Origin of the sequence: Planococcus faecalis, assembly GCF_002009235.1 — a bacterium.
Classification (GTDB): domain Bacteria; phylum Bacillota; class Bacilli; order Bacillales_A; family Planococcaceae; genus Planococcus; species Planococcus kocurii.
Window position 1 is genome coordinate 2,164,874 of sequence record NZ_CP019401.1, and the last position, 21,482, is coordinate 2,186,355.

General features: G+C 42.3%; 19 protein-coding genes. 2 read left to right on the forward strand and 17 right to left on the reverse strand.

Annotated elements, in window-relative coordinates:
• Position 1 precedes the first annotated feature (1 nt).
• Entirely contained in the window at positions 2–1,126 is a 1,125-nt protein-coding gene (locus AJGP001_RS11010) for a tyrosine-type recombinase/integrase (protein WP_071154168.1), read from the forward strand.
• Between the two features lie 105 nt (positions 1,127–1,231).
• On the opposite strand, the gene glnA is transcribed toward AJGP001_RS11010, so the two are convergent.
• The 3 genes from glnA to AJGP001_RS11025 form a co-directional block, all read right to left on the reverse strand.
• Entirely contained in the window at positions 1,232–2,566 is a 1,335-nt protein-coding gene (gene glnA, locus AJGP001_RS11015) for a type I glutamate--ammonia ligase (RefSeq protein WP_058384986.1), read from the reverse strand.
• Between the two features lie 44 nt (positions 2,567–2,610).
• Entirely contained in the window at positions 2,611–2,997 is a 387-nt protein-coding gene (locus AJGP001_RS11020) for a MerR family transcriptional regulator (RefSeq protein ID WP_071154167.1), read from the reverse strand.
• Between the two features lie 121 nt (positions 2,998–3,118).
• Positions 3,119–4,351, reverse strand: a complete 1,233-nt coding sequence (locus tag AJGP001_RS11025; protein ID WP_143039542.1) for a methionine gamma-lyase family protein — start codon at positions 4,349–4,351, stop codon at positions 3,119–3,121.
• Between the two features lie 109 nt (positions 4,352–4,460).
• Here AJGP001_RS11025 and AJGP001_RS11030 point away from each other — a divergent pair, with 109 nt between their 5' ends.
• Positions 4,461–5,066, forward strand: coding sequence for a trimeric intracellular cation channel family protein (locus AJGP001_RS11030; protein WP_058384983.1), 606 nt, complete (start codon positions 4,461–4,463; stop codon positions 5,064–5,066).
• Positions 5,067–5,199: 133 nt separating this feature from the next.
• Here AJGP001_RS11030 and AJGP001_RS11035 read toward each other — a convergent pair whose 3' ends face one another.
• The 14 genes from AJGP001_RS11035 to AJGP001_RS11100 all read right to left on the reverse strand — a co-directional run bounded on the left by AJGP001_RS11035 (position 5,200) and on the right by AJGP001_RS11100 (position 21,170).
• Positions 5,200–5,499 carry a rhodanese-like domain-containing protein gene (locus tag AJGP001_RS11035; protein ID WP_071154165.1) on the reverse strand — a complete coding sequence of 100 codons (300 nt, stop codon included), beginning with the start codon at positions 5,497–5,499 and terminating at the stop codon, positions 5,200–5,202.
• Between the two features lie 389 nt (positions 5,500–5,888).
• Positions 5,889–6,113 carry an RNA chaperone Hfq gene (hfq, locus tag AJGP001_RS11040; protein WP_058384980.1) on the reverse strand — a complete coding sequence of 75 codons (225 nt, stop codon included), beginning with the start codon at positions 6,111–6,113 and terminating at the stop codon, positions 5,889–5,891.
• Positions 6,114–6,123: 10 nt separating this feature from the next.
• Positions 6,124–7,080, reverse strand: a complete 957-nt coding sequence (gene miaA / locus AJGP001_RS11045) for a tRNA (adenosine(37)-N6)-dimethylallyltransferase MiaA (protein ID WP_071154164.1) — start codon at positions 7,078–7,080, stop codon at positions 6,124–6,126.
• Positions 7,073–7,993 (reverse strand): alpha/beta hydrolase, encoded by a 921-nt coding sequence (locus tag AJGP001_RS11050; protein ID WP_071154163.1) that lies wholly within the window; start codon positions 7,991–7,993, stop codon positions 7,073–7,075. The genes miaA and AJGP001_RS11050 overlap by 8 nt, the downstream gene beginning before the upstream one ends.
• Before the next feature lie 71 nt (positions 7,994–8,064).
• Positions 8,065–9,879, reverse strand: coding sequence for a DNA mismatch repair endonuclease MutL (gene mutL, locus AJGP001_RS11055; protein ID WP_071154162.1), 1,815 nt, complete (start codon positions 9,877–9,879; stop codon positions 8,065–8,067).
• Between the two features lie 4 nt (positions 9,880–9,883).
• Positions 9,884–12,409 carry a DNA mismatch repair protein MutS gene (mutS, locus tag AJGP001_RS11060; protein WP_078080549.1) on the reverse strand — a complete coding sequence of 842 codons (2,526 nt, stop codon included), beginning with the start codon at positions 12,407–12,409 and terminating at the stop codon, positions 9,884–9,886.
• A gap of 435 nt (positions 12,410–12,844) precedes the next feature.
• Positions 12,845–13,273, reverse strand: a complete 429-nt coding sequence (locus tag AJGP001_RS11065) for a YlbF/YmcA family competence regulator (protein WP_058384975.1) — start codon at positions 13,271–13,273, stop codon at positions 12,845–12,847.
• A 289-nt stretch (positions 13,274–13,562) separates the two neighbouring features.
• Positions 13,563–14,360, reverse strand: a complete 798-nt coding sequence (locus tag AJGP001_RS11070; protein ID WP_058386876.1) for a TIGR00282 family metallophosphoesterase — start codon at positions 14,358–14,360, stop codon at positions 13,563–13,565.
• Between the two features lie 65 nt (positions 14,361–14,425).
• The gene (gene rny, locus AJGP001_RS11075) at positions 14,426–15,982 is read right to left on the reverse strand and encodes a ribonuclease Y (RefSeq protein ID WP_058384974.1); all 1,557 of its coding nucleotides are present in this window, start codon (positions 15,980–15,982) and stop codon (positions 14,426–14,428) included.
• A gap of 360 nt (positions 15,983–16,342) precedes the next feature.
• Positions 16,343–17,413, reverse strand: coding sequence for a recombinase RecA (gene recA / locus AJGP001_RS11080; protein ID WP_058384973.1), 1,071 nt, complete (start codon positions 17,411–17,413; stop codon positions 16,343–16,345).
• A gap of 174 nt (positions 17,414–17,587) precedes the next feature.
• Positions 17,588–18,841 (reverse strand): competence/damage-inducible protein A, encoded by a 1,254-nt coding sequence (locus AJGP001_RS11085; protein WP_071154161.1) that lies wholly within the window; start codon positions 18,839–18,841, stop codon positions 17,588–17,590.
• 24 nt (positions 18,842–18,865) lie between these two features.
• Positions 18,866–19,444 (reverse strand): CDP-diacylglycerol--glycerol-3-phosphate 3-phosphatidyltransferase, encoded by a 579-nt coding sequence (gene pgsA, locus AJGP001_RS11090; RefSeq protein WP_071154160.1) that lies wholly within the window; start codon positions 19,442–19,444, stop codon positions 18,866–18,868.
• 50 nt (positions 19,445–19,494) lie between these two features.
• Positions 19,495–20,352, reverse strand: a complete 858-nt coding sequence (locus AJGP001_RS11095) for a helix-turn-helix domain-containing protein (protein WP_071154159.1) — start codon at positions 20,350–20,352, stop codon at positions 19,495–19,497.
• 17 nt (positions 20,353–20,369) lie between these two features.
• Positions 20,370–21,170 carry a YmfK family protein gene (locus tag AJGP001_RS11100; RefSeq protein WP_058384969.1) on the reverse strand — a complete coding sequence of 267 codons (801 nt, stop codon included), beginning with the start codon at positions 21,168–21,170 and terminating at the stop codon, positions 20,370–20,372.
• Between the last annotated feature and the right edge of the window lie 312 nt (positions 21,171–21,482).

Sequence of the window (21,482 nt, forward strand, 5' to 3'; positions counted from 1 at the left end):
AGTGGCATCCTATCGTAAACGAGGTAAAACGTGGCAGTATCGAGTAATTGTGATAGATCCATACTCTGAAAAGAAAAGGGAATATACCGAGAGTGGATTTTCTACAAAAAAAGAAGCACAATTGGCGGCAGCTAAAAAAGAAAAAAGCGTGCTGCAGGGCTACGGGAAAGGTGAGTTTGCATTTGCTGCCTATGTCCGGGAATGGCTGGAACAATACGTAAAAGACAAATTACGGCCCAACACATACAAAACATACCGGACCGCTTTAGAGAATCACGCGATTCCCTATTTTGGGGGAATAGGCATTCATGAAATTAAACCGATGATGTATCAGAAGTTCATTGATAGCTTGAGTGAGAAGAACCTATCGACAGAATCAGCCAGGCGCATCCATAATGTTTGTTACCAAGCTTTAAAAAGAGCGATGATCAATAACTACATCGAAAAGAATCCGGCCGAGAATGTGCAGATTCGGAAGAAGCAGGTTCAAAAGTTGAAATACCTCGAGCCTACCTATTTAAACGCTTTATATCCGGAGATTTACAAGCGTGGTCAAGTCTATGGTGTTTTCTTTAAGTTCCTGTTTGAAAGTGGCGCACGCAAAGGAGAAGCTGCCGCATTGAAGTGGCCAAGAGTAGATTGGAAAAACGATATTATCTATATAGAAGAAACCCTCGACTTTCAGCCTGATCATCCAGACGAGTTATTCGGACCAACTAAAAAAGAAGGATCTGTCCGCGCGCTGAAGATGCGAAAAGTTTTTATGAAAGAGCTGCAGGAGCATCTGAAGTACCAGAACCAACGAAAATTGCATTTAGGGGAAGCTTATCGTCATGATTTGAATTTGATCTTTTGTCGGGAAGATGGTTCTCCTCTGCCGAAGTCAACTTTGTATAATGTCTTTAAATCCTGCTTAGCTAAAATTGATGCCCCACCCCTTCCGATTCACTCAACTCGGCATACACATGCGGTCATGTTGCTGGAAGCTGGCGCCGACATGAAATATGTCCAGGAACGATTGGGTCATCAAAATTATCAAATCACAGCAGATGTTTATAGCCATGTTTCGAAGAAGATGGAAGAACGCTCAATCGAGAAATTCGACGACTATATGAGCACTTTTTAAATAAAGTTGGGCAAAAATTGGGCAAATAAAAAAAGTTGCCCAATTGGCGACTTTTAGAAGAAAAGAAAAAACCGTTGGAGCCTTAGAGCCCCAACGGTTTTCAACTTAATACATTTTCAAGTATTGCTCACGTTCCCACGGGTGGACGCTTGTGCGGAACATGTCCCATTCAATTTCTTTCGCTTCGACGAAATTATTTAAAATGTGTTCGCCTAATGCTTTTGTCATAATTTCATTTTTTTGTAGCTCTTGTAGTGCGTTATACAAAGTGCTTGGCAGATCTTCAATACCGACTGCTTCACGCTCTTTTTGGTTCATCATGTAAATGTTGCGGTCTACTGCTTTTGGTGGCGTTAGTTTTCTTCTGATGCCATCAAGACCTGCACCTAATAGTACCGCCATTGCTAGGTACGGGTTTGCTGCTGGATCAACTGAACGTACTTCAACACGTGTAGACAAACCGCGTGATGATGGGATACGTACTAACGGGCTACGGTTTTGGCCAGACCAAGCAATATAACAAGGTGCTTCGTAACCTGGAACTAGACGTTTGTACGAGTTTACAAGTGGATTTGTTATAGCTGTATAGCCTTTAGCGTGCTCAATAATACCTGCGATAAACTGGTAAGCTGTTTCACTTAGTTTCAAGTCGCCCGCTTCATCAAGGAATGTGTTGCGGTCTCCGTCAAATAATGAAACGTTCATGTGCATTCCTGAACCACTTACACCGTACAATGGCTTCGGCATAAAGGTTGCATGCAATCCGTGTTTACGCGCAATTGTTTTAACAACTAACTTAAAGGTTTGAATGTCGTCACAGGCTTTTATTGCATCTGCGTATTTAAAGTCAATTTCATGTTGTCCTGGTGCTACTTCGTGGTGAGAAGCTTCAATTTCAAAGCCCATCTCTTCAAGTTCTAGAACGATATCGCGTCGGCAGTTTTCGCCAAGGTCCATCGGTGCTAAGTCAAAATAGCCGCCGTGGTCATTTAGTTCTAATGATGGTTCGCCTCGTTCATCAAGTTTGAACAAGAAAAATTCTGGCTCTGGTCCTAGGTTAAAATGCGTAAATCCTAACTCTTCCATTTCTTTTAATACGCGTTTTAAATTAGTGCGCGGATCTCCAGCAAATGGCGTGCCGTCTGGGCTATAAATGTCACAGATTAAGCGCGCTACTTTCCCTTTGCCTGTAATCCATGGGAACACTGCCCAAGTATCAAGGTCTGGGAATAAATACATATCCGATTCTTCGATGCGTACAAATCCATCGATAGAAGATCCATCAAACATCATTTTGTTATCGAGTGCTTTGTCCAATTGGGATGTCGGTATTTCAACGTTTTTGATGACTCCAAGAATATCTGTAAATTGCAGACGAATAAAATTAACGTTCTCTTCTTTTACTAATCGGTGAATGTCTTCTTTTGAATACTTGCCCATGTTCTCTTCACTCTCCTATGAATGTTTTATGTAAGCCCATTTCTTTAATGGAAGAAACGGGATAAATCACCTTGTCTAAAGCCACCAAGTTCGAAGGGTCGAGCTTGATGTTTCAATTGTTCACGCAGCAAATTTCGCAACTCCGCGTCACTTAGATTTTTTGACTCTACCTGATTGTTTTCAGGCGAGTTTTTTAACTCGTATAATTTCTTAATGCCGGCGATATTAAGTCCTTGATCCAAGTAGTCCTTGATTTCAAGTAAAGCATCGACGTCGTTTAACGAAAACATACGCTTATTCCCATCGGTACGGGCAGGGCTAATTAACTTGTGCTCTTCGTAATAACGGATTTGTCTCGCAGTAAGTTCCGTCAGCTGCATAACTATACTGATTGGAAGAAGCGGCATCGTCCGTCGAACCAGGTTCGTCATAAGTTTCACTCATTTCAAGTAGTTATTACTTGTACAGCATATATCATGTTAGATTATTTGTCAAACACACGTTAAGTTTCCTTACATTAAAACTCCCCGCTTGCAATATGCGAGGAATCGATTAGATTAAGTTAGCTTTTTTCAATACGTCAACCGAGTTTAAAACGGCAATTTTAACGTGTTCATAGGTAAGTCCACCTTGTACAAACGCTGTGAACGGTGGCCGAATGGGACCATCCGCTGTCAGTTCAATGCTGGAACCTTGCACAAACGTTCCTGCTGCCATAATGACATCGTCTTCATAACCTGGCATATAAGCCGGTTCCGGTTTGAATTGCGCATTGACTGGTGAACTCGCTTGAATCGTTTGGCAAAAAGCAATCATCTGCTCAGCCGTTTGAAACGATACCGATTGAATCAAGTCTGTCCTCTCGTCACTCCAATGAGGCGCGGTAAGCATTCCCGCGTCTTCTAAAAGTGCTGAAGTAAAAATTGCCCCTTTTAATGCTTGAGAAACAATATGTGGCGCCATGAAAAACCCTTGATACATATCGGGTAGTGCATTGAGTGACGCGCCTGCCTCTCCCCCTATACCCGGCGATGTCATGCGGTAACCACATTTTTCAACCAGATCGGCTCTACCGGCGATGTAGCCACCAATTTTAGCGAGTCCACCTCCAGGATTTTTAATCAGAGAGCCGGCAATCAAATCCGCGCCTACTTCAATCGGCTCACGCGTTTCCACAAACTCGCCATAGCAATTATCAACAAAAACAATAGCTTGTGGCTTTATGCGACGAATACCCGCAATCATGCCTTCGATTTCTTCTATCGTAAAGGAAGGTCGTGTGTCATAGCCTCGCGAACGTTGAATGGCGATGACTTTGGTCTTGTCATTTATTGCTTTTTCAGCTGCTAGCCAATCAATTTTATTGTTAGCGTCCAGATCGGTATGCTGGTAACTAATACCGAAGTCTTTTAGCGATCCCGTATCCTTGTCACCGCCTGAGACAATAGAATCTAATGTATCGTAAGGCTTACCTGTTAGATAAAGCAGTTCGTCTCCTGGTCTCAATACACCGAACAACGAAATGGTAATGGCATGGGTTCCAGAAATAATTTGCGGCCGAACGAGAGCCGCTTCCGCTCCAAAAACATCCGCATAGACTCGCTCAAGCGTATCTCGTCCTTCATCGTCGTACCCGTAACCGGTAGATGGATTAAAATGATGGTCACTAACGCGCTGGTTATGAAAAGCCGTTAATACTTTCTTTTGGTTTATGTAAGCTGTTTCGTCAGCCAATTCGAGCTGTCTCTTGATAATTTTTTCTATTTTAGTAATTGTAGTAAACATGTAATTCTCCATTCTCTTGAATTTCTCTTTTCTATTATGCGGCATGACTTGAAATAGCGTCAAATTCTGCTACAATTCATAGAGTTGTATGTTGAGGAGGAATAGCTCTATGGCTTGGGAAGTACTGAGCGCCTTCGGTACGATTGCTTTTGCAATATCCGGCGCAATTATTGCCATGGAAGAAGAATACGATATTTTTGGTGTCTATCTTCTCGGCGTTGTCACAGCCTTTGGTGGCGGTGCCATTCGAAATTTATTGATCGGCGTGCCTGTTTCGGCGCTATGGGAACAAGAATTCATGTTCCAACTGGCCTTTGCATCGATCACGATTGTCTTTTTGTTTCCGCATAAACTGCTTGGCCACTGGAATCGCTGGGGCAATTTTTTTGATGCTATCGGATTGTCAGCGTTTGCTGTTCAAGGAGCCATTTATGCTGTTGAACTAGAATTGCCACTATTTGCAGTTGTTGTAGCAGCCGTACTTACAGGTTCTGGCGGAGGAATCATTCGTGATTTACTAGCAGGAAGAAAACCACTTGTGTTAAAATCTGAAATCTATGCGGTTTGGGCTGCATTGTGCGGATTGTTCATCAGCTTTAATTCAGCATCTTCTGACCTTATGCTTTATTCTTTATTTGTGCTGATCACCATCCTGCGAATTTTGTCCTATACTTTTAAATGGAGATTACCCGCTCGTAAAATCCAAATCTCGTAGAGGCCTGTACAAATGCTGGATCATTAAAATCAAGACATTGGAGCTTGACTGTAAACTGAAGAGCTGAAACTGCATACTTTTTAAACACAAACAAACCACACAGCAAAAACGCTGTGTGGTTTGTTTGTGTTTGTTATGCGATTGTCTCGCCGTTCCAGGCAGTCATGCCGCCTTCAACGTTGATGGTCTTCATATTTTTTGATTCCAAAATGTCACAAGCCATTTCACTCCGACGACCCGCACGACAAACCAGATGATAGTCTTTGGTTGCGTCTAGCTCTCCGCTACGCTCTTCCACTTCACCGAGCGGAATGTGTTTAGCTCCTGGAATCATTCCAAAAGCCACCTCGTCTGCTTCACGAACGTCGATGATGCGTAACTCTTCTCCAGCTTCAACTCGTTTTTGCAATTCATCTGCTGTAATAGTCTTCATAAAGACACCTCCCGAAATTTAAATCGAATTCACTTCAAAATGCTATACCTCAACAACATAACTGTCAACCCGAAAAGCGTAGGTGCCCGTTTAACTCTGACAGGCATAAGAAAGAACAGCAGTGTGGCGTCTTTTGCCACACAGTTGGGCTGGCTTATGACCCGAGGAGCTGGGCACCGGAGCTAGACAACCCGAAAAGCGTAGGCAGCCGTGTAGATTTGACGGGCTTAAGACACACTGGTGAAGCGGCGTCTTTTGCCGCACAGCCAGAGTGGATTAAGACCCTAGAATCTGGCTGCTGGAGCTAGACAACCCGAAAAGCGTAGATGCTCGTTTAGCTCTAACAGGCATAAATCAAAAAACCGGCCCGCACCTACAGTCCGACTTTTTTACTCTTCGTGTTCAATCGCTACAGCTTTTGACGGAGAAAACGTCGAAATTGCATGTTTGTAAATTAACTGTTGTTTGCCATCTGTTTCGACCAGCACCGTAAAATTATCATAAGATTTAATGGTCCCTTTTAATTGAAAGCCATTAAGTAAGAAGACCGTTACATAAATATTATTTTTACGCAGTTGATTTAAATAGACATCCTGAATATTAACTGGTTTCATGTAAATCCCCCTATTTCTCTGTTTGTGTTTGATTGGCCATCAGTTTATCAATTCGACAGTTTCTGTCAGTTTCCTGCATAACCACTGTTATTTCATGGAGATTTTTTTCGAGATCAGCCAGTGCATCGATCCAGAAAATCGGTAGTTTGTTTTTAAAATAAGTAAATTGCCTTTTTGCGTATTTGCGTGAGTTTTGCTTGAGTTTTTCGATTGCTCGTTCTAAACTTTCTTGTTCATCCAAATAAGCGTAAATTTCTCTATAGCCAATGGCTTGAATAGACTGAACGTCGCGTATGCCTCTTTGCCGTAAGGCTTGCACTTCTTCGATCAAGCCGCGTTGCAACATCGTCTCCACTCGTTGATTAATACGGTCGTATAGGATGTCTCTTGGCATGTCTAGTCCAATAATGACTTCATTGTAAATCGGCGACAACGCCAAATTCCGATCTCCTTTTTGCTGACCACTCATCAAAATTTCAACCGCCCGTATGACACGCCGCGTGTTGTTCGGGTGAATGTCTGACTGCGGATCCAACTTTAACAATTTGGCATACAGTTGTTCAGGACCCGTTTGTTCTAGTTCCTTGTTTAACTCATCTCGAAGTTGTTGGTCGACAGGCTGTTCTGAAAATCGGTAATCAAAGAGTACGGCCTGCACATACATCCCTGTTCCCCCGACAATAATCGGCAGCTTTCCACGCGAGCGAATTTCAGCAATTTTCTCCCGCACTAAGAATTGGTATTCTGCAACTGAAAAACTCTCGTCCGGCTCTTTAATATCCAGCAAGTGATGAGGAATTCCTGCCATTTCTTCAGGTAAAATTTTCGCTGTCCCAATCGTCATATCTCGGTAAATCTGCATCGAGTCCCCGTTGATAATTTCACCGTTTAACCGCTTAGCTAATTCAAGGCTCAGCGCAGTTTTCCCAGATGCCGTAGGTCCAACAATGGCCACCACATCAATCATTTCCGCACATCCAATCTCCGATTAACTCAAAATAATCTTTTCGATTAAGTTCGTTGAGCAATTCATGCCGACCTTGTTCTGCTAGGTAAACTTTAACGTTAGTCATCCCTGCTTTGTTGAATTGTTTGGCTGAACTGAAAACACCTTCACCGTTATTTCCGACAGGGTCCATTGCACCGCTAATAAACAAAACCGGCAAGTCTTTTCGAATTTTGGCGATTTCTTCAGACTTATTCAATGTTGCAAGCCCGGAAAATAAATCAATGTAAAACTGATTAGTTGATTCAAAACCACACCAAGGATCTGCTTCGTATTTCGCAACAGCCTCTTTATCTCGACTCAGCCAAGCGTAAGACGAACCTTCTTCTGCGAAAGGTTTATTAAAATTGCCAAAAGTCAATTTCCCAAGCGCTTTGCTAGGTTCTTGCTTTCCTTGTAATTTTGCCGATGCGACCGCTACAGCCATTCCAACTTTACCGGAAATGCCAGGATTTCCACCAGTACCGGATAATACGATACGACTGATTTCTTCACTGTGCAATTGCATGTAACGACGAGCCACAAAGGACCCCATACTATGACCGAATAGCAGCAATGGCAGATTTCCCGTTGCCTGCTGGATTTCAGCAATGACGGTATGCGCATCTTCCACTACTCGTTCAAAGCCGTTATCATCTGCAAAGTAACCTTGAATCCCGTTCTGTTCTGCCGTTTTCCCGTGTCCACGTTGATCATGTGCAGATACCACAAAGCCGCGAGACATTAAGTATTCCGCGAACTCTTCGTAGCGACCGATATGTTCAGCCATCCCGTGGATAATATGGATATGGCCAATCGGATTTGGTGGTTCGTAACGCGCATAAAAAAGTTCATGTCCATCAGAAGCATTCATGTAATTTTTGGTTACCTGCATCGTTTACACCCTTCCTCACTACACGTATTCTCTATTCATACCCGAAACGCTGGCAAATTAGACGCCAACTTTTAATTCATTACACGTTTGAACATTTTCTCCACATCGTATGTCCTGAAATGGATAATCACAGGACGACCGTGCGGACAAGTAAAGGGTTGTTCTGCTTGTTTCAAATCTACCAGTAACCGTTCCATATCGTGTTTCTGCAAAAAATGATTTGCTTTAATCGAGCGTTTGCAACTCATCATAATGGCTGCATCTTCCCGCAATTTCTTAATATCTACTTTTCGCTCGTTCAAAATTTGTTCGATCAAATCTTCAATAACTTCCTGTTCAAATCCTTTTGGAAACCAAGTGGGGTATTCCCGAACAATAAACGATGTATCGCCAAACACTTCTAAAAATACGCCACTATCAGCCAAAACAGCTAAATGGTCTTTTAACCTCAACGCTTCATCTCGACTGTAATGGAATGTTAACGGCAACAGTAAAGTTTGTCGTTCGTTGCTGTCAATATCTCCTACTTTTTCACGAAAGTATTCGTATTTGATGCGTTCTTGTGCTGCATGCTGATCAATCAAATAAAAACCATCATGGCTTTGCGCCACAATATAAGTGCCATGAATTTGGCCCACCACTTCCAATTCGGGAAATTGAGGGCTTTCTTGTTGTTCCTCGTGTTCTGCTAATGGTGGCAATTCTTCAATAAATGGCGTTCCATCTTGAAGTGGCTCTTCTTGTCGTTGAACAACTTCCGTTTCGTGTTCAACGGGTAGCTCTGACCATTCTTGTGCGGGCAACTGTTTTGTTTCTTGAACTGTAAACGAACTTTTCCAGAGATCTAATTGTTTAGTCGGCGCTTGTTTGACGGGTTTTGGTTGATCGATAATCGGTGCACGCACAACTGAACTAATCGTGCGTCGAATCGTTTCATGGATCAATTCCATCAATTCTTTTTCTTTACTCAAACGAATTTGTTGTTTTGATGGGTGGACATTGACATCTGTCAAATAAGGATCCCCTTCAATATTTAATACGACAATTGGCTGCCGCTCAAGCGGCAAGAACGTATGATACGCCTTATGAACCGTGTTGGCAATCGCATAATGTTTGACCCAGCGTCCGTTTACAAACAATGAAATATAGTTTTTATTGGCACGGGTGATTTCAGGAAGTGACGCATAGCCCGATACTTTATAGTCATGTGACTGTCCCTCGAACGGAATCATTTTCTTAGCAATCGCAACACCGTAAATGTCGGCTAATACGCGCTTGATTTCTCCACTGCCTGAGGTTTGCAGAATCACTCTGCCGTCATGCATCAGCTTAAAAGCAATACCTGGATAGCTCAGCGCAAAACGGTTCAACAAATCGATGGTATGACCCAATTCTGTCTGCAATGTTTTCATGTATTTTAGCCGTGCAGGTGTATTAAAAAACAATTGATCGATTTTCATATCCGTTCCTTTTCTAAGAGACCCCGCGCGTTGCTCGGTTAAACGTCCGCCTTCCATCTGCACAAAAGTTCCACTCGCACCATTTGATGTATGCAAAGTTACTTTCGAAACTGAAGCGATACTCGCTAGTGCCTCACCTCGAAACCCCAGTGTCCGAATCCGGAATAAATCATGCTCATTGGCAATTTTACTTGTGGCGTGTCTGGAAAATGACAACAATGCATCATCAGCATCCATACCTGCACCGTTATCAATAATTTGAATAGAGGTTAGCCCCGCTTCGATGAGTAACACTTCGATGGCTGTGCTTCCAGCGTCGATGGCATTTTCCACTAATTCCTTAACGACCGAAGTCGGCCGTTCGACGACTTCACCCGCGGATATTTTATTGGATAGAGGTTCGTCCATCAATCGAATGATGCCCATTTTCTCACTCCTTAGTCGTTAACTTTTGTTGCAAATCGTTAAGCATCTGCAAAGCTTGAAGAGGTGTCATCGCGGATACTTGAACGTCCTTAATGGTCTGTAAAATTTCGTCTTTTTCTGTATCTGCATCATCAAAAAATGATAATTGCTCGATTGTTGTAGGCTGCTTCTTTTTATCTTCTTCAAAGGTTTTGAGCAATTCACGTGCACGGGCAAGAATGGGTTCTGGTAGATTCGCCAGTTCAGCAACATGAATCCCGTAACTCTTGTCTGCTGGTCCTTTTTTCACTTTATGAAGAAACACGACTTTACCCGATTGCTCCATTGCCGCGACATGGACATTATGAAGCTTGTCCAGCGAATTTTCCAATGCCGTCAACTCGTGGTAATGCGTAGAGAAAAGTGTATTGGCACCAATTTCTCTATGAATGTATTCAATCATCGACTGCGCTAATGCCATGCCATCGTATGTTGATGTACCGCGACCGATTTCATCAAACAGCAATAAGCTGTTTTTTGTCGCATGTGTAATCGCATATTGCGACTCGAGCATTTCGACCATAAAAGTACTTTGGCCTGACACTAAGTCATCGGCTGCTCCAATACGCGTAAAAATTTGATCAACAATTGGCAAATTTGCAGATTCAGCAGGAACGTAACTGCCAATTTGCGCGAGCACAATCGTTAGCGCTACTTGTCGCATATACGTACTTTTCCCCGACATGTTGGGCCCTGTAATCAACAACATATTTTTATCTTCCGCAAGGACACAATCATTCGGTACATAATGTTGCTTATTGAGCATTTTTTCCACAACCGGGTGGCGTCCTTCTATAATCGATATTTCTGTCGAATCATTAAATTCAGGTTTGACGAAACGGTATTTTTCTGCCACATTAGCAAAACTCAAAAAGACATCCAGTCCACTGAGAGAAGAAGCAAGTCGCTGAATACGTGAAATGTATTGTTTGACTTCCTCTCGAATCGCCACAAACAACTCATATTCAAGTGACAAACTTTCTTCTTCAGCCGTTAAGATTAATGCTTCTTTTTCTTTCAGTTCAGGAGTCGTATAACGTTCTGCGTTAGCGAGCGTTTGTTTGCGATCGTAGCGTTCTAAATCAGCTAAATGCATATTGGCTTTAGAAATTTCAATATAATAGCCAAAAATGCGGTTATAGCCAATTTTCAACGATTTAATGCCCGTTAATTTGCGTTCTCTTTGTTCAAGCGCGGCAATCCAATCTTTGCCGTTACGCGAAGCATCTCGGTATTCATCAAGCTGTTGATGAAAGCCGTCGCGTATAACGCCGCCTTCTTTTGAAGACAATGGGGGACTTTCGCTAATCGCTTGCAATAGTTCACAAACTTCTATGCAGCGGTCTAGTTTGCCACTAAAGTCCTGCAACGCTAAATTGCCGGAATTCGCTAATTCTTCAATGAGTACAGGAACTTTCTCAAGGGAACTTCTGAGCTGTGCTAAATCACGTCCACTGGCGCTACCAAAGGCAATTCGACCGGATAGGCGTTCCAGGTCATAAACTTCTTTTAATAGCCCCTGAAGCTCTACACGCACGAAATACTGGTCAATCAATGCCGCTACCATTTGCTGACGCTCTTCAATCATTCTTTTGTTTGCTAGTGGCTGATGCAACCACTGCTTTAGCTTTCGGCTTCCCATCGCGGTCATGGTTTCATCTAGGAGCCAAAGCAAGGTCCCTTTTGTTTCGTTGCCCCGAATCGATTGCAATAATTCCAAATTCCGCTTTGAATGAAAATCGATACTTAGTAATTGATTATTTTCTTTATAGGAAAACGCTTGGATATGATCAAGTGATTGTTTTTGCGTGCGAGAAATGTATGTCAGTAACCGATGACTGCTCATCCGCAAATCTTCGGGACAGTCAGCGACTTGTTCTGGTGATAACGGATAGGCATTTTCCATCGTCTCAATGGATAACACCAGTTCTTGTTCTTCTTCAGTCAGCAAAACGAATAATTGCTCTGAAACGACCAGCTCGCGAATATTCAAAGATTGCAATTCCTGCAACAAAGCTTTTTCCGTCCCCATTATGTACGTAGCTGTTGCTTCACCTGTGCTGATATCGACATAGGACAAACCAAATCCATCAACAAGTTCGTCAGCTGCAGCTAAAAAGACGTTCGATTTAGAGTCAACGCTTTTTCCTTCTGTATGAGTACCCGGTGTAATTAACCGGACAACTTCACGCTTCACAACACCTTTTGTTAGTTTTGGATCTTCTACTTGTTCACAGATGGCCACTTTATGACCTTTTAAAATCAATTGGTCGATATAGTTTTTTGCTGCATGATGAGGAACCCCGCACATTGGAATTCGGTCATCCCCAGTTCCACCACGGCTAGTTAAGGTAATTTCTAGTATTTGCGACGCTTTAATCGCGTCATCGTAGAACAACTCATAAAAATCGCCCAAACGGAAAAATAAAAAAGCATCCAAGTATTCAGATTTCACTTGAAAATATTGTTGCATCATTGGTGTCGGTGCCATATTAAAACCTCTTTCAAATCGATTGTCGTTTTTCTATTATACCAAAAATACAGCTGGAAAAGAAAAAACTGAAAGAGCTTTGGCTCTTTCAGTTTACTTCTGTTTACCTACGTTTTAATTCGGGCTTGCATTTAGCTCTATTGGTCGGAATGTTTTATGCCGTCGGGACTAAGCGGTCGTTTATGCTTTTCTTTGTCCAGCTCCAGTGCCCAGTCCCTCGGGGTCTTAAGACAGCCCGGTCAAGTGGCACAAACACGCCACATGCCCTGTCTGTCTTAAGCCTGTCGGGACTAGACGGGCACTTATGCTTTTCTTTGTCCAGCTCAAGCGACCAGTCCCTCGGGTCATAAGCCATTCTGACTACGTGGCAAAGTACGCCACTTCTTCAGAGCGTCTTATGCCGTCGGGACTAAATGGTCGTTTATGCTTTTCTTGTTACCCGCAGCTTCCTGGTTTGTCGTTGCGGACTTTTGATCCGGTTTCGCCGCGCAGCAAGTCGCCGCCTGTTTCAGTAATGATGTTATTTGTTACTTGGTTGGCAATGGCTGTCGAAACCATCTGCAATAAAGAATTGACGTCGCTCTGTGATTGTTTGAATTCTTGAACAATCGGCACAGCGTCGATTTCTTCTTCAATTTTCGTGATTTTTCCTTCGATCAATGTCAACGCGCGCTCTTTGCCATACGCTTGGAAATTGACTGCTTGTTTCTGCAAACTTTTCAGGCTGGCAATTTTTTCACGAATTTGCTGGTTTTCATTAATTTGTGCTTCTGCACGTTTAAAGAAATCCACTTCTTCTGTTGCCGCAATCATATCTGCTACTTCGCGCGCTTTTGCGACGATTTCTTGTTTTGTATACGTCATTTTAAGACACCCATTTCCTGGTCTGACACGACTTCTATACTGTCATCGCTCAACGACCATGTTTTAGTTTCAGTCAGTCACTTTATTTTTTAGGCACAAAACCTACCTCGACGTCTAAATACATCGAACCAGATTTTTCCCTTTTGCGAGCAGTTTAATCGATTTAAAGAATTTGCAACAGATTTCATAACGAAATTTGTTTTAAACGCTACCTCATTATACTGAAAATCAGGCACGCACTTCAAGGTGTCTGCTTGAATTGTCGGAGTTTCGTCAAGAAGTTGAAGGTTTAGCCTTGGAATGGATAATCTTCATTGATATATATGCGTTCAAAACTAATCGCTTTCCCTGTTTGGTCGTCAACTTCAGTGAAAAAGCCACTGACTACTGAACGTCCACGCTTTGGTACTTCGAAACGTGTTGGCATATTGGTCTTGAAACGATAAAGTACAGCTTCTTTATTCATCCCCAAAATTTCATCATACGGTCCTGTCATCCCCACATCTGAGATATAGGCAGTACCGTTTGGCAAAATGCGTGCATCGGCAGTTTGAACATGGGTATGCGTCCCGACAACAACTGAAGCGCGGCCATCTAAATGCCAACCCATCGCGATTTTTTCACTTGTTGCTTCGGCGTGAAAATCTACAAATACGAGCGGTGAAATGGCTTTAGCTTCAGCCATTAGCTCATCCACTTTTTGAAATGGATCTTCATGCGGCGGCAAGAACACACGACCATGCAAATTGATGACCGATAAAGTTTGGCCATTTTTTGTAACAGTCGCCATGCCACGTCCCGGTGCTTCGTCTGAGAAGTTAGCTGGACGGATCAAGTAATCGACTTCATCAATAAAATCAAAAATTTCTTTTTGATCCCATGTATGATTGCCCATGGTTACCATATCCACTCCCATAAACAAAAGATCCTGGTAAATAGCCTTGGTAATGCCGCGTCCTGCTGCTGCGTTCTCGCCATTCGCAATGATAACGTCTGGTGAATACTTTCTTTTCAGTCTCGGTAAATACGATTCAAGTGCATCTCTTCCAATGGATCCAACAATATCTCCAATAAATAAAATTTTCACAAACTCACCTTTTTCCATAAGAAAAAGGCTTCTTTGAATAGACATTCATCGAAGCCTCACCCTTATTATTTTGCGTATTCAACTGCTCTTGTTTCTCTAATAACCGTTACTTTGATGTGACCTGGATAGTCTAACTCTTCTTCAATCCGTTTCCGAATGTCACGAGCAAGACGATGTGCCGTCATGTCATCAATTTGTTCCGGACGAACCATGATGCGAATTTCACGTCCCGCTTGAATCGCGAATGATTTCTCCACGCCTTCATACGACTCGGAAATTTCTTCAAGTTTTTCTAGGCGACGAATGTAGTTTTCCAATGTTTCACTTCTGGCACCTGGACGAGCGGCAGACAATGCATCTGCTGCTGCGACGATGACCGAAATGATGGAAGTCGCTTCTGTGTCACCGTGATGGGAAGCAATACTGTTAATCACTACAGGATGCTCTTTGTACTTCGTTCCAAGTTCTACACCGATTTCAACATGGCTTCCTTCTACTTCGTGATCGATGGCTTTACCAATGTCGTGTAGAAGACCAGCGCGACGAGCGAGGGTAACATCTTCTCCAAGTTCAGCTGCCATTAAGCCTGACAAGAATGCTACTTCCACAGAGTGCTTCAGCACATTTTGTCCATAACTTGTACGGTAGCGAAGGCGTCCAAGAATTTTGATTAAGTCTGGATGCAAGTTGTGCACGCCTACGTCAAATGTGGTTTGTTCACCAATTTCACGAATTTGTTCATCCACTTCACGTCTTGACTTCTCAACCATTTCTTCAATGCGCGCCGGATGGATACGGCCATCTGATACCAGTTTTTCTAGAGCCAATCTCGCCGTTTCACGGCGAATCGGATCAAATCCTGATAGAATAACCGCCTCTGGTGTATCATCGATGATTAAATCGATTCCCGTAAGAGTTTCAAGCGTACGAATGTTACGTCCTTCACGCCCAATGATGCGCCCTTTCATCTCGTCGTTTGGCAAGTTCACTACTGAGACAGTCGTTTCTGCTACATGGTCTGCTGCAAAACGCTGCATCGCCAAGGACAAAATGTTTTTTGCTTTTTTGTCTGATTCTTCTTTGGCGCGAGCTTCGGCTTCTTTCATCATTACCGCAATATCTGTTGAAAGTTCTTTTTCAACATCCTGTAAGATAATCGACTTGGCTTCTTCGCGTGTCAAAGAGGAAATACGTTCCATTTCAACTTGCTGCTGATGAACTAACTCTTCAGCTTTGCTCTCCATCTGTTCAATATGCTGTTGTTTTTCTACGAGTGCTTCATCTTTACGCTCTAAACTCGCTTCTCTTTTGTTTAATGCATCATCTTTGCGATCTAAATTTTCTTCTCTCTGCAACAACCGATTTTCTTGTTTTTGAAGTTCAGATCGGCGTTCCCGAATATCAGATTCTGTTTCAGTACGCAATTTGTGATTTTCGTCTTTTGCTTCCAAAAGGGCTTCTTTTTTCTGCGCTTCGGCTTCTCTCTTTGCATCTTCGATGATCTGCTCTGCAGAGTTTCTCGCACCTGCCATTTTGGACTCATTTGATTTTTTCATTACAAAATAACCAACAACTACACCGACGATGATACCAAGCAAAGCGAAGATGATCGCGTTATCCATTCGGACACCTCCTCTTGCTATTAATTTTTTTCGTTTTAAAGAATAATAATGAAACTTTTCTTATCACTGCAACAATTTAAAAATTAGTAAATTATACAATTTTAATTGTATAGCTGGACTTATGTCGTGTCAACCCAGGAAAAGCCGAAGCGGTCGTTCAGCTCTGACAAGCAAGTGATGGCTCAAAGGTAGTTTGGGCCATCACTTTGCGACGAAGCACAAAAGGCTACAGGAGCAATTTAGGTTTAAGCTGTCCAATTTTTGTATAACCTTAAGTAGCTTATGAACCGAAGAGTTGGCCGATGGAGCTACACAATAGAAAAGCCGCCAAGCATAGCTTGCGGCTTTTTCTTTCTTATTCTACTTGCCTGACGAGTCGTCTTCATCCATCAACAAGTTAAAATCTTCTGCTGTATCTTTGTTTCCGGCAATTGTATAAGTTGCTGCTTCCATTCCAGAAGATTCACGAATTTTATTAGAGATTTCATTGCGAATTTCTGGATTTTTAAGCAAGAATTGCTTAACATTTTCACGACCTTGACCGATTCTTTCTTCATTATAAGAATACCATGAACCGCTCTTTTGAATAATTTCCATGTCAGAACCGATATCGACAATTTCACCTTCTCGTGAAATTCCTTTTCCGTACATAATATCAACCTCAGCTGTACGGAACGGTGGAGCTACTTTGTTTTTTACTACTTTTATTTTTGTTCTGTTACCGATAATTTCAGTTCCCGATTTCAATGCTTCTGCACGACGGACTTCTAGACGGACAGATGAATAGAATTTCAATGCACGACCACCAGGAGTGGTTTCTGGGTTACCGAACATCACACCAATTTTTTCGCGAATTTGGTTAATGAAAATAACGATTGTATTTGATTTGTTGATGACACCAGACAATTTACGAAGAGCTTGAGACATTAAACGTGCCTGTAACCCCATATGAGAATCGCCCATTTCGCCTTCAATTTCAGCTTTTGGTACTAATGCTGCTACTGAATCGACAACGACGATATCAACTGCTCCACTTCGAACAAGTGCTTCGGCAATTTCAAGTGCTTGCTCGCCAGTATCCGGTTGAGAAAGCAATAATTCATCAATGTTAACACCTAAATTTTTTGCGTAAACAGGATCTAATGCATGCTCTGCATCAATAAATGCTGCTGTTCCGCCTGTCGCTTGAACTTCGGCAATAGCATGAAGAGAAACTGTTGTTTTACCTGAACTTTCCGGGCCGTATATTTCAATGACACGCCCACGTGGATATCCGCCTATTCCTAACGCTGTATCCAATGCCAAAGAACCACTTGAAACGGATGATATATTACGGTCGGTTTTTTCTCCTAATTTCATGACAGAACCTTTACCGAATTGCTTTTCTATTTGTTTTAACGCCATATCTAATGCTGCTTTACGATCGCTCAAAAGAAATCCTCCTCTAAATGAAAACCTATTTTCTATCTGTCTCTATTATACTAGCTTATTGAGAAATACACAAGAAAAAAGCGAACGTTTATTCGTGTTTGTTTTTCGGAATTTTATTTTTAAATGTCTTATATAGAGCATTTCCCATTTTTGACTAGAAAAAAACACGCAAAATTAAATTTTGCGTGCATCTTCTTCAGTTAATATACGAATTACATAATGGAGTGCCAATTTAACAGCCCGCAAACGATTGGTATTGCGCATACCGGACAACTGAAGACGGTAAGACTGAGAACCTTGTTTAGTGGCAATGCCTATCCATACAGTACCTGCTGGCTGATCCCCGTGTGCATCTGGTCCTGCTGCACCAGTCAGTGAAACGCTAATATCCGTTTTGAATTTTTCTCGTACCGCTTCTGCCATAGCCAATGCCGTTTGTTCACTAACGACTCCATATTCAGCAAGCAATTCAGCTGACAGTCCAAGCTGGTGAACTTTCATTTCTTCATTATAGGTAATAACGCCGCCGGATAGCACAGCACTCGCACCTGGTACTGAAGCCAATTCAGACTGAAAGAGCCCAGCAGTTAAACTTTCTGCTGCTGAAATTGTCTTCCCTTGTTCAGTTAGTAGCTCGATTGCTTTGGAAGCTAGCGAATCGTTATCGTAGCCATAAAGGTAATCGCCCACTACATCTAAAATTTCATCTCTAGCGCCATTGATCAATTGCCAAGCTTCTTCTGTCGTATTGGTCTTAGCTGTAATGCGCAGCGTTACTTCTCCATCTGCTGCCAATGGTGCGATCGTTGGGTTTGTTTGCTTATCAAGAATAGAATGCAATCGATCTTCTAGTTCAGCTTCACCGATGCCGTAAAAACGCAATACATGCGATAAAATGACATCTGCTTTGTTCAATAAATGCGCGAGCTTTGGCTTTGCTTCGAATTGGAACATGGGCTCCATCTCTTTTGGTGGACCAGGCAATAAGATATAAACACGGTCTTCTTTTTTGTACATCATACCCGGTGCCATTCCATTATAATTGACGAGAACTTCACTATCTTTTAAAACCAATGCTTGTTTTTTATTGTTTTCGGTCATTGGACGCCCTGCACGTTCAAAAAAAGCAACGATTGAGTCGAGTGCTTCTCCATTCATTTCGAGCGTTGTGTCTAGGTGTTTAGCGATAGACTCTTTTGTCAAATCGTCTTTAGTTGGACCAAGCCCACCTGTGAATAAAATAAGGTCGGCGCGGCTTTCCGCTATGTTAATGGCATCTTCCAACCGAGCGGCATTGTCGCCGACTACCGTGTGGTAATACACATTAATACCGAGTTCTGCTAAATGATTGGATAGAAAACGAGCATTTGTATTGGTGATTTGACCTAATAACAATTCTGAACCGACAGCAATAATTTCTGCGTTCATCTATTCAATCCCCTTTGGATTCATTTATTTTGAAGTCATTAAGGCGCGGCGGTTGGCGTAAAAATAATCCCATCCAGACCAAACTGTGAAAATCAATGCGATATAAAGCATGATTTGACCGAATGGCAAGCCGACTAAAACAAAAATCGTATCATGTAACAACAAAGCAGAAATTGCTAAAATTTGAGCTGTGGTTTTGATTTTTCCTAAACCGCCAGCTGCGACAACTTCACCTTCGCCTGCCAATACTAAACGTAATCCTGTAACGGCAAATTCACGGCTAATGATAATAATCACAATCCATGAAGCTGCAAATCCAAGTTCAACTAAAATAATCAAAGCAGCTGAAACTAACAGTTTATCAGCTAAAGGATCTAAAAATTTGCCGAAAGTTGTGACTAGGTTATATTTACGCGCATAAAAGCCATCCACCCAATCGGTTAACGATGCAAAGATAAAAATAAGTCCTCCGACAAAATGAGTAACGGGCATTTCAGCTCCAAAAAGTGTCATTGTGCCCCAATCAAAACCGGCCAACATAACCACCATGAAGACAGGAATCAATAAAATCCTCGAGATGGTAATTTGATTTGGTATGTTCATTAGTATTTCTCCTCTCGAACTTTCGTAAAAAATAGCCACTCTAAAGATGGCTATTCGGCGCCTGTAAATTGAATAACGATATTTTGGGTTTGTAGTTGCTGCTTGTACTCAATCTCTTCACCATTCAACAGCAATGTAATATTCGAATAGTCACCTAAGCGTAACCGAACAACGTCCACTTCCGACAAATCGATTGCTTCTGTTTCACCAGATTGCATCACTCGTGCTCTCGAACTTAATTCTTTCTGGTTTTGATCAGTGGCCGTAACCCAAGATGGTCCATCAGCCACTATTTCTAACTGAGGATTTGACGGACCCTGCCATGAGTATGTGGTTGTATCTCCCTCAATTTCTCCACTAGAAAGAACCGCTTTCGACACTTCAGGCTCTTTTTCTTCTTTTTCTGCAGTCGCCTTTTCTGTTTCTTCTGGTACAGGAGCCACAGATTCTTCATAAGGAACACCGACATCGCTCTCTGTCGGTATATTTGTTGAATCGCTATTTGTCGAAGCACTATAAAAATACCAGACGACGGCAAGAATCAAAACAATAAACAGCGCAACAAGAACTTTAGGAATAATTTCAGCATACGCTTCACTCGGAGCTGTCCGCGTAATTGCGCGCCTCCTAGAAGTAAAGGTATCAGGCATTTCTTTTGGAGCAACAGGTTCATTTGCAGACAGTTCCTCTTTATGCTGTTCAAGCAGTTCTTCTCCACTTAGCCCGACTGCTGCCGCGTACTGCTTGATAAAAGCACGTACATAAAACGTACCCGGCATCATGCTGTGATTCCCATCTTCTATGCCCGCCAAGTAACGCTTTTGTATCTTGGTCAAGTCCTGTAAATCTTCTAAACTAAACCCTTTGGCGATTCTGGCTTGTTTCAGCCGAGTACCCAAGTCACTCAAAACAATCACCTACCTACTTAAAAGTTGAATCCATCGCCAAACATATTTCCTTGTGATTTCTCATCCATGAACGTATTTTTCTCCAATACTTCATACGTAATTTTTTCTTCCGGATGGTGACGTAGTTCAATAATATAATCAAAATCATCAATGCTATATTCTGATTGCTCGACAAACTTATCCGGATGCTCTACTACTTTAATCGTTGGCATACGCATCATTTCCCGAACCAATTGCATATGACGTTCATCAGCTGAGCGGCGTGTAACAATACCGTCTAAGATGAAGATGTTGTTGTCGTTATGCTCATCACCCATCAACTGATTTCGAACCGTTTGCTTGATCATGGTAGAAGATAAGAAAATCCATTTTTTATTGGCGCTAACGCTTGCAGCCACGATTGACTCCGTTTTCCCCACACGAGGCATGCCTCTGAGTCCAACTAATTTGTGACCTTCTTGCTTAAAAATTTCTGCCATAAAATCCACCAGCAATCCTAATTCGTCACGCACAAAGCGAAACGTTTTACGATCGTCAGCATCTCGCTGAATATATCTGCCGTGTCGCACCGCCAATATATCGCGTAGCTTCGGTTCACGGAACTTTGTTACAGCAATCGTATCGATAGTTGATAAAATTTGTTCAAAGCGCTCTAACTGTACGTCATGTTCTGCACGTAACAGCATGCCGCGACGACCTTGATCTACACCATTTATCGTCACGATATTTACTCGCAACATTCCCAGTAGAGAAGCGATATCGCCGAGCAGACCGGGACGGTTAACTTGGATTTCATATTCAAAATACCATTCTTTCATGCACTATCCGTCCTTTCTCCATATAGAACTTCCTAAAAGCTATACGCGTTAAATTTCTGCTCTCTAGCGAAAAGTATACTGCAATAGATAGAGTGTTTGGCCTACGTAGGTTGAACGAATGATTTTCACTTGTTGATGTTTCGCAAAACAGCTGTGCTTTCGGGATCAGAGGATATGGGACATGCAACTGGCATGACAGAACGTCGCGGTGCCAGTTGCCAAGGGCTCGCGCCATATCTTTTAGGCAACAACGAAAAAAATTACTCCCTTCTTACTTAACGAGTTACTTAGCACTGGCACGTCCACGTGCCA

What these genes read in the sequence shown, in the direction of transcription:
- glnA (WP_058384986.1), bottom strand. Translation starts at nt 2,566, where the DNA reads ATGGGCAAGTATTCAAAAGAAGACATTCACCGATTAGTAAAAGAAGAG.
- AJGP001_RS11020 (WP_071154167.1), bottom strand. Translation starts at nt 2,997, where the DNA reads ATGACGAACCTGGTTCGACGGACGATGCCGCTTCTTCCAATCAGTATA.
- AJGP001_RS11025 (WP_143039542.1), bottom strand. Translation starts at nt 4,351, where the DNA reads ATGTTTACTACAATTACTAAAATAGAAAAAATTATCAAGAGACAGCTC.
- AJGP001_RS11035 (WP_071154165.1), bottom strand. Translation starts at nt 5,499, where the DNA reads ATGAAGACTATTACAGCAGATGAATTGCAAAAACGAGTTGAAGCTGGA.
- mutL (WP_071154162.1), bottom strand. Translation starts at nt 9,879, where the DNA reads ATGGGCATCATTCGATTGATGGACGAACCTCTATCCAATAAAATATCC.
- AJGP001_RS11100 (WP_058384969.1), bottom strand. Translation starts at nt 21,170, where the DNA reads ATGAAAGAATGGTATTTTGAATATGAAATCCAAGTTAACCGTCCCGGT.
- AJGP001_RS11065 (WP_058384975.1), bottom strand. Translation starts at nt 13,273, where the DNA reads ATGACGTATACAAAACAAGAAATCGTCGCAAAAGCGCGCGAAGTAGCA.
- AJGP001_RS11030 (WP_058384983.1), top strand. Translation starts at nt 4,461, where the DNA reads ATGGCTTGGGAAGTACTGAGCGCCTTCGGTACGATTGCTTTTGCAATA.
- miaA (WP_071154164.1), bottom strand. Translation starts at nt 7,080, where the DNA reads ATGATTGATGTGGTGGCCATTGTTGGACCTACGGCATCTGGGAAAACT.
- AJGP001_RS11085 (WP_071154161.1), bottom strand. Translation starts at nt 18,841, where the DNA reads ATGAACGCAGAAATTATTGCTGTCGGTTCAGAATTGTTATTAGGTCAA.
- mutS (WP_078080549.1), bottom strand. Translation starts at nt 12,409, where the DNA reads ATGGCACCGACACCAATGATGCAACAATATTTTCAAGTGAAATCTGAA.
- AJGP001_RS11050 (WP_071154163.1), bottom strand. Translation starts at nt 7,993, where the DNA reads ATGCAGGTAACCAAAAATTACATGAATGCTTCTGATGGACATGAACTT.
- pgsA (WP_071154160.1), bottom strand. Translation starts at nt 19,444, where the DNA reads ATGAACATACCAAATCAAATTACCATCTCGAGGATTTTATTGATTCCT.
- hfq (WP_058384980.1), bottom strand. Translation starts at nt 6,113, where the DNA reads ATGAAACCAGTTAATATTCAGGATGTCTATTTAAATCAACTGCGTAAA.
- rny (WP_058384974.1), bottom strand. Translation starts at nt 15,982, where the DNA reads ATGGATAACGCGATCATCTTCGCTTTGCTTGGTATCATCGTCGGTGTA.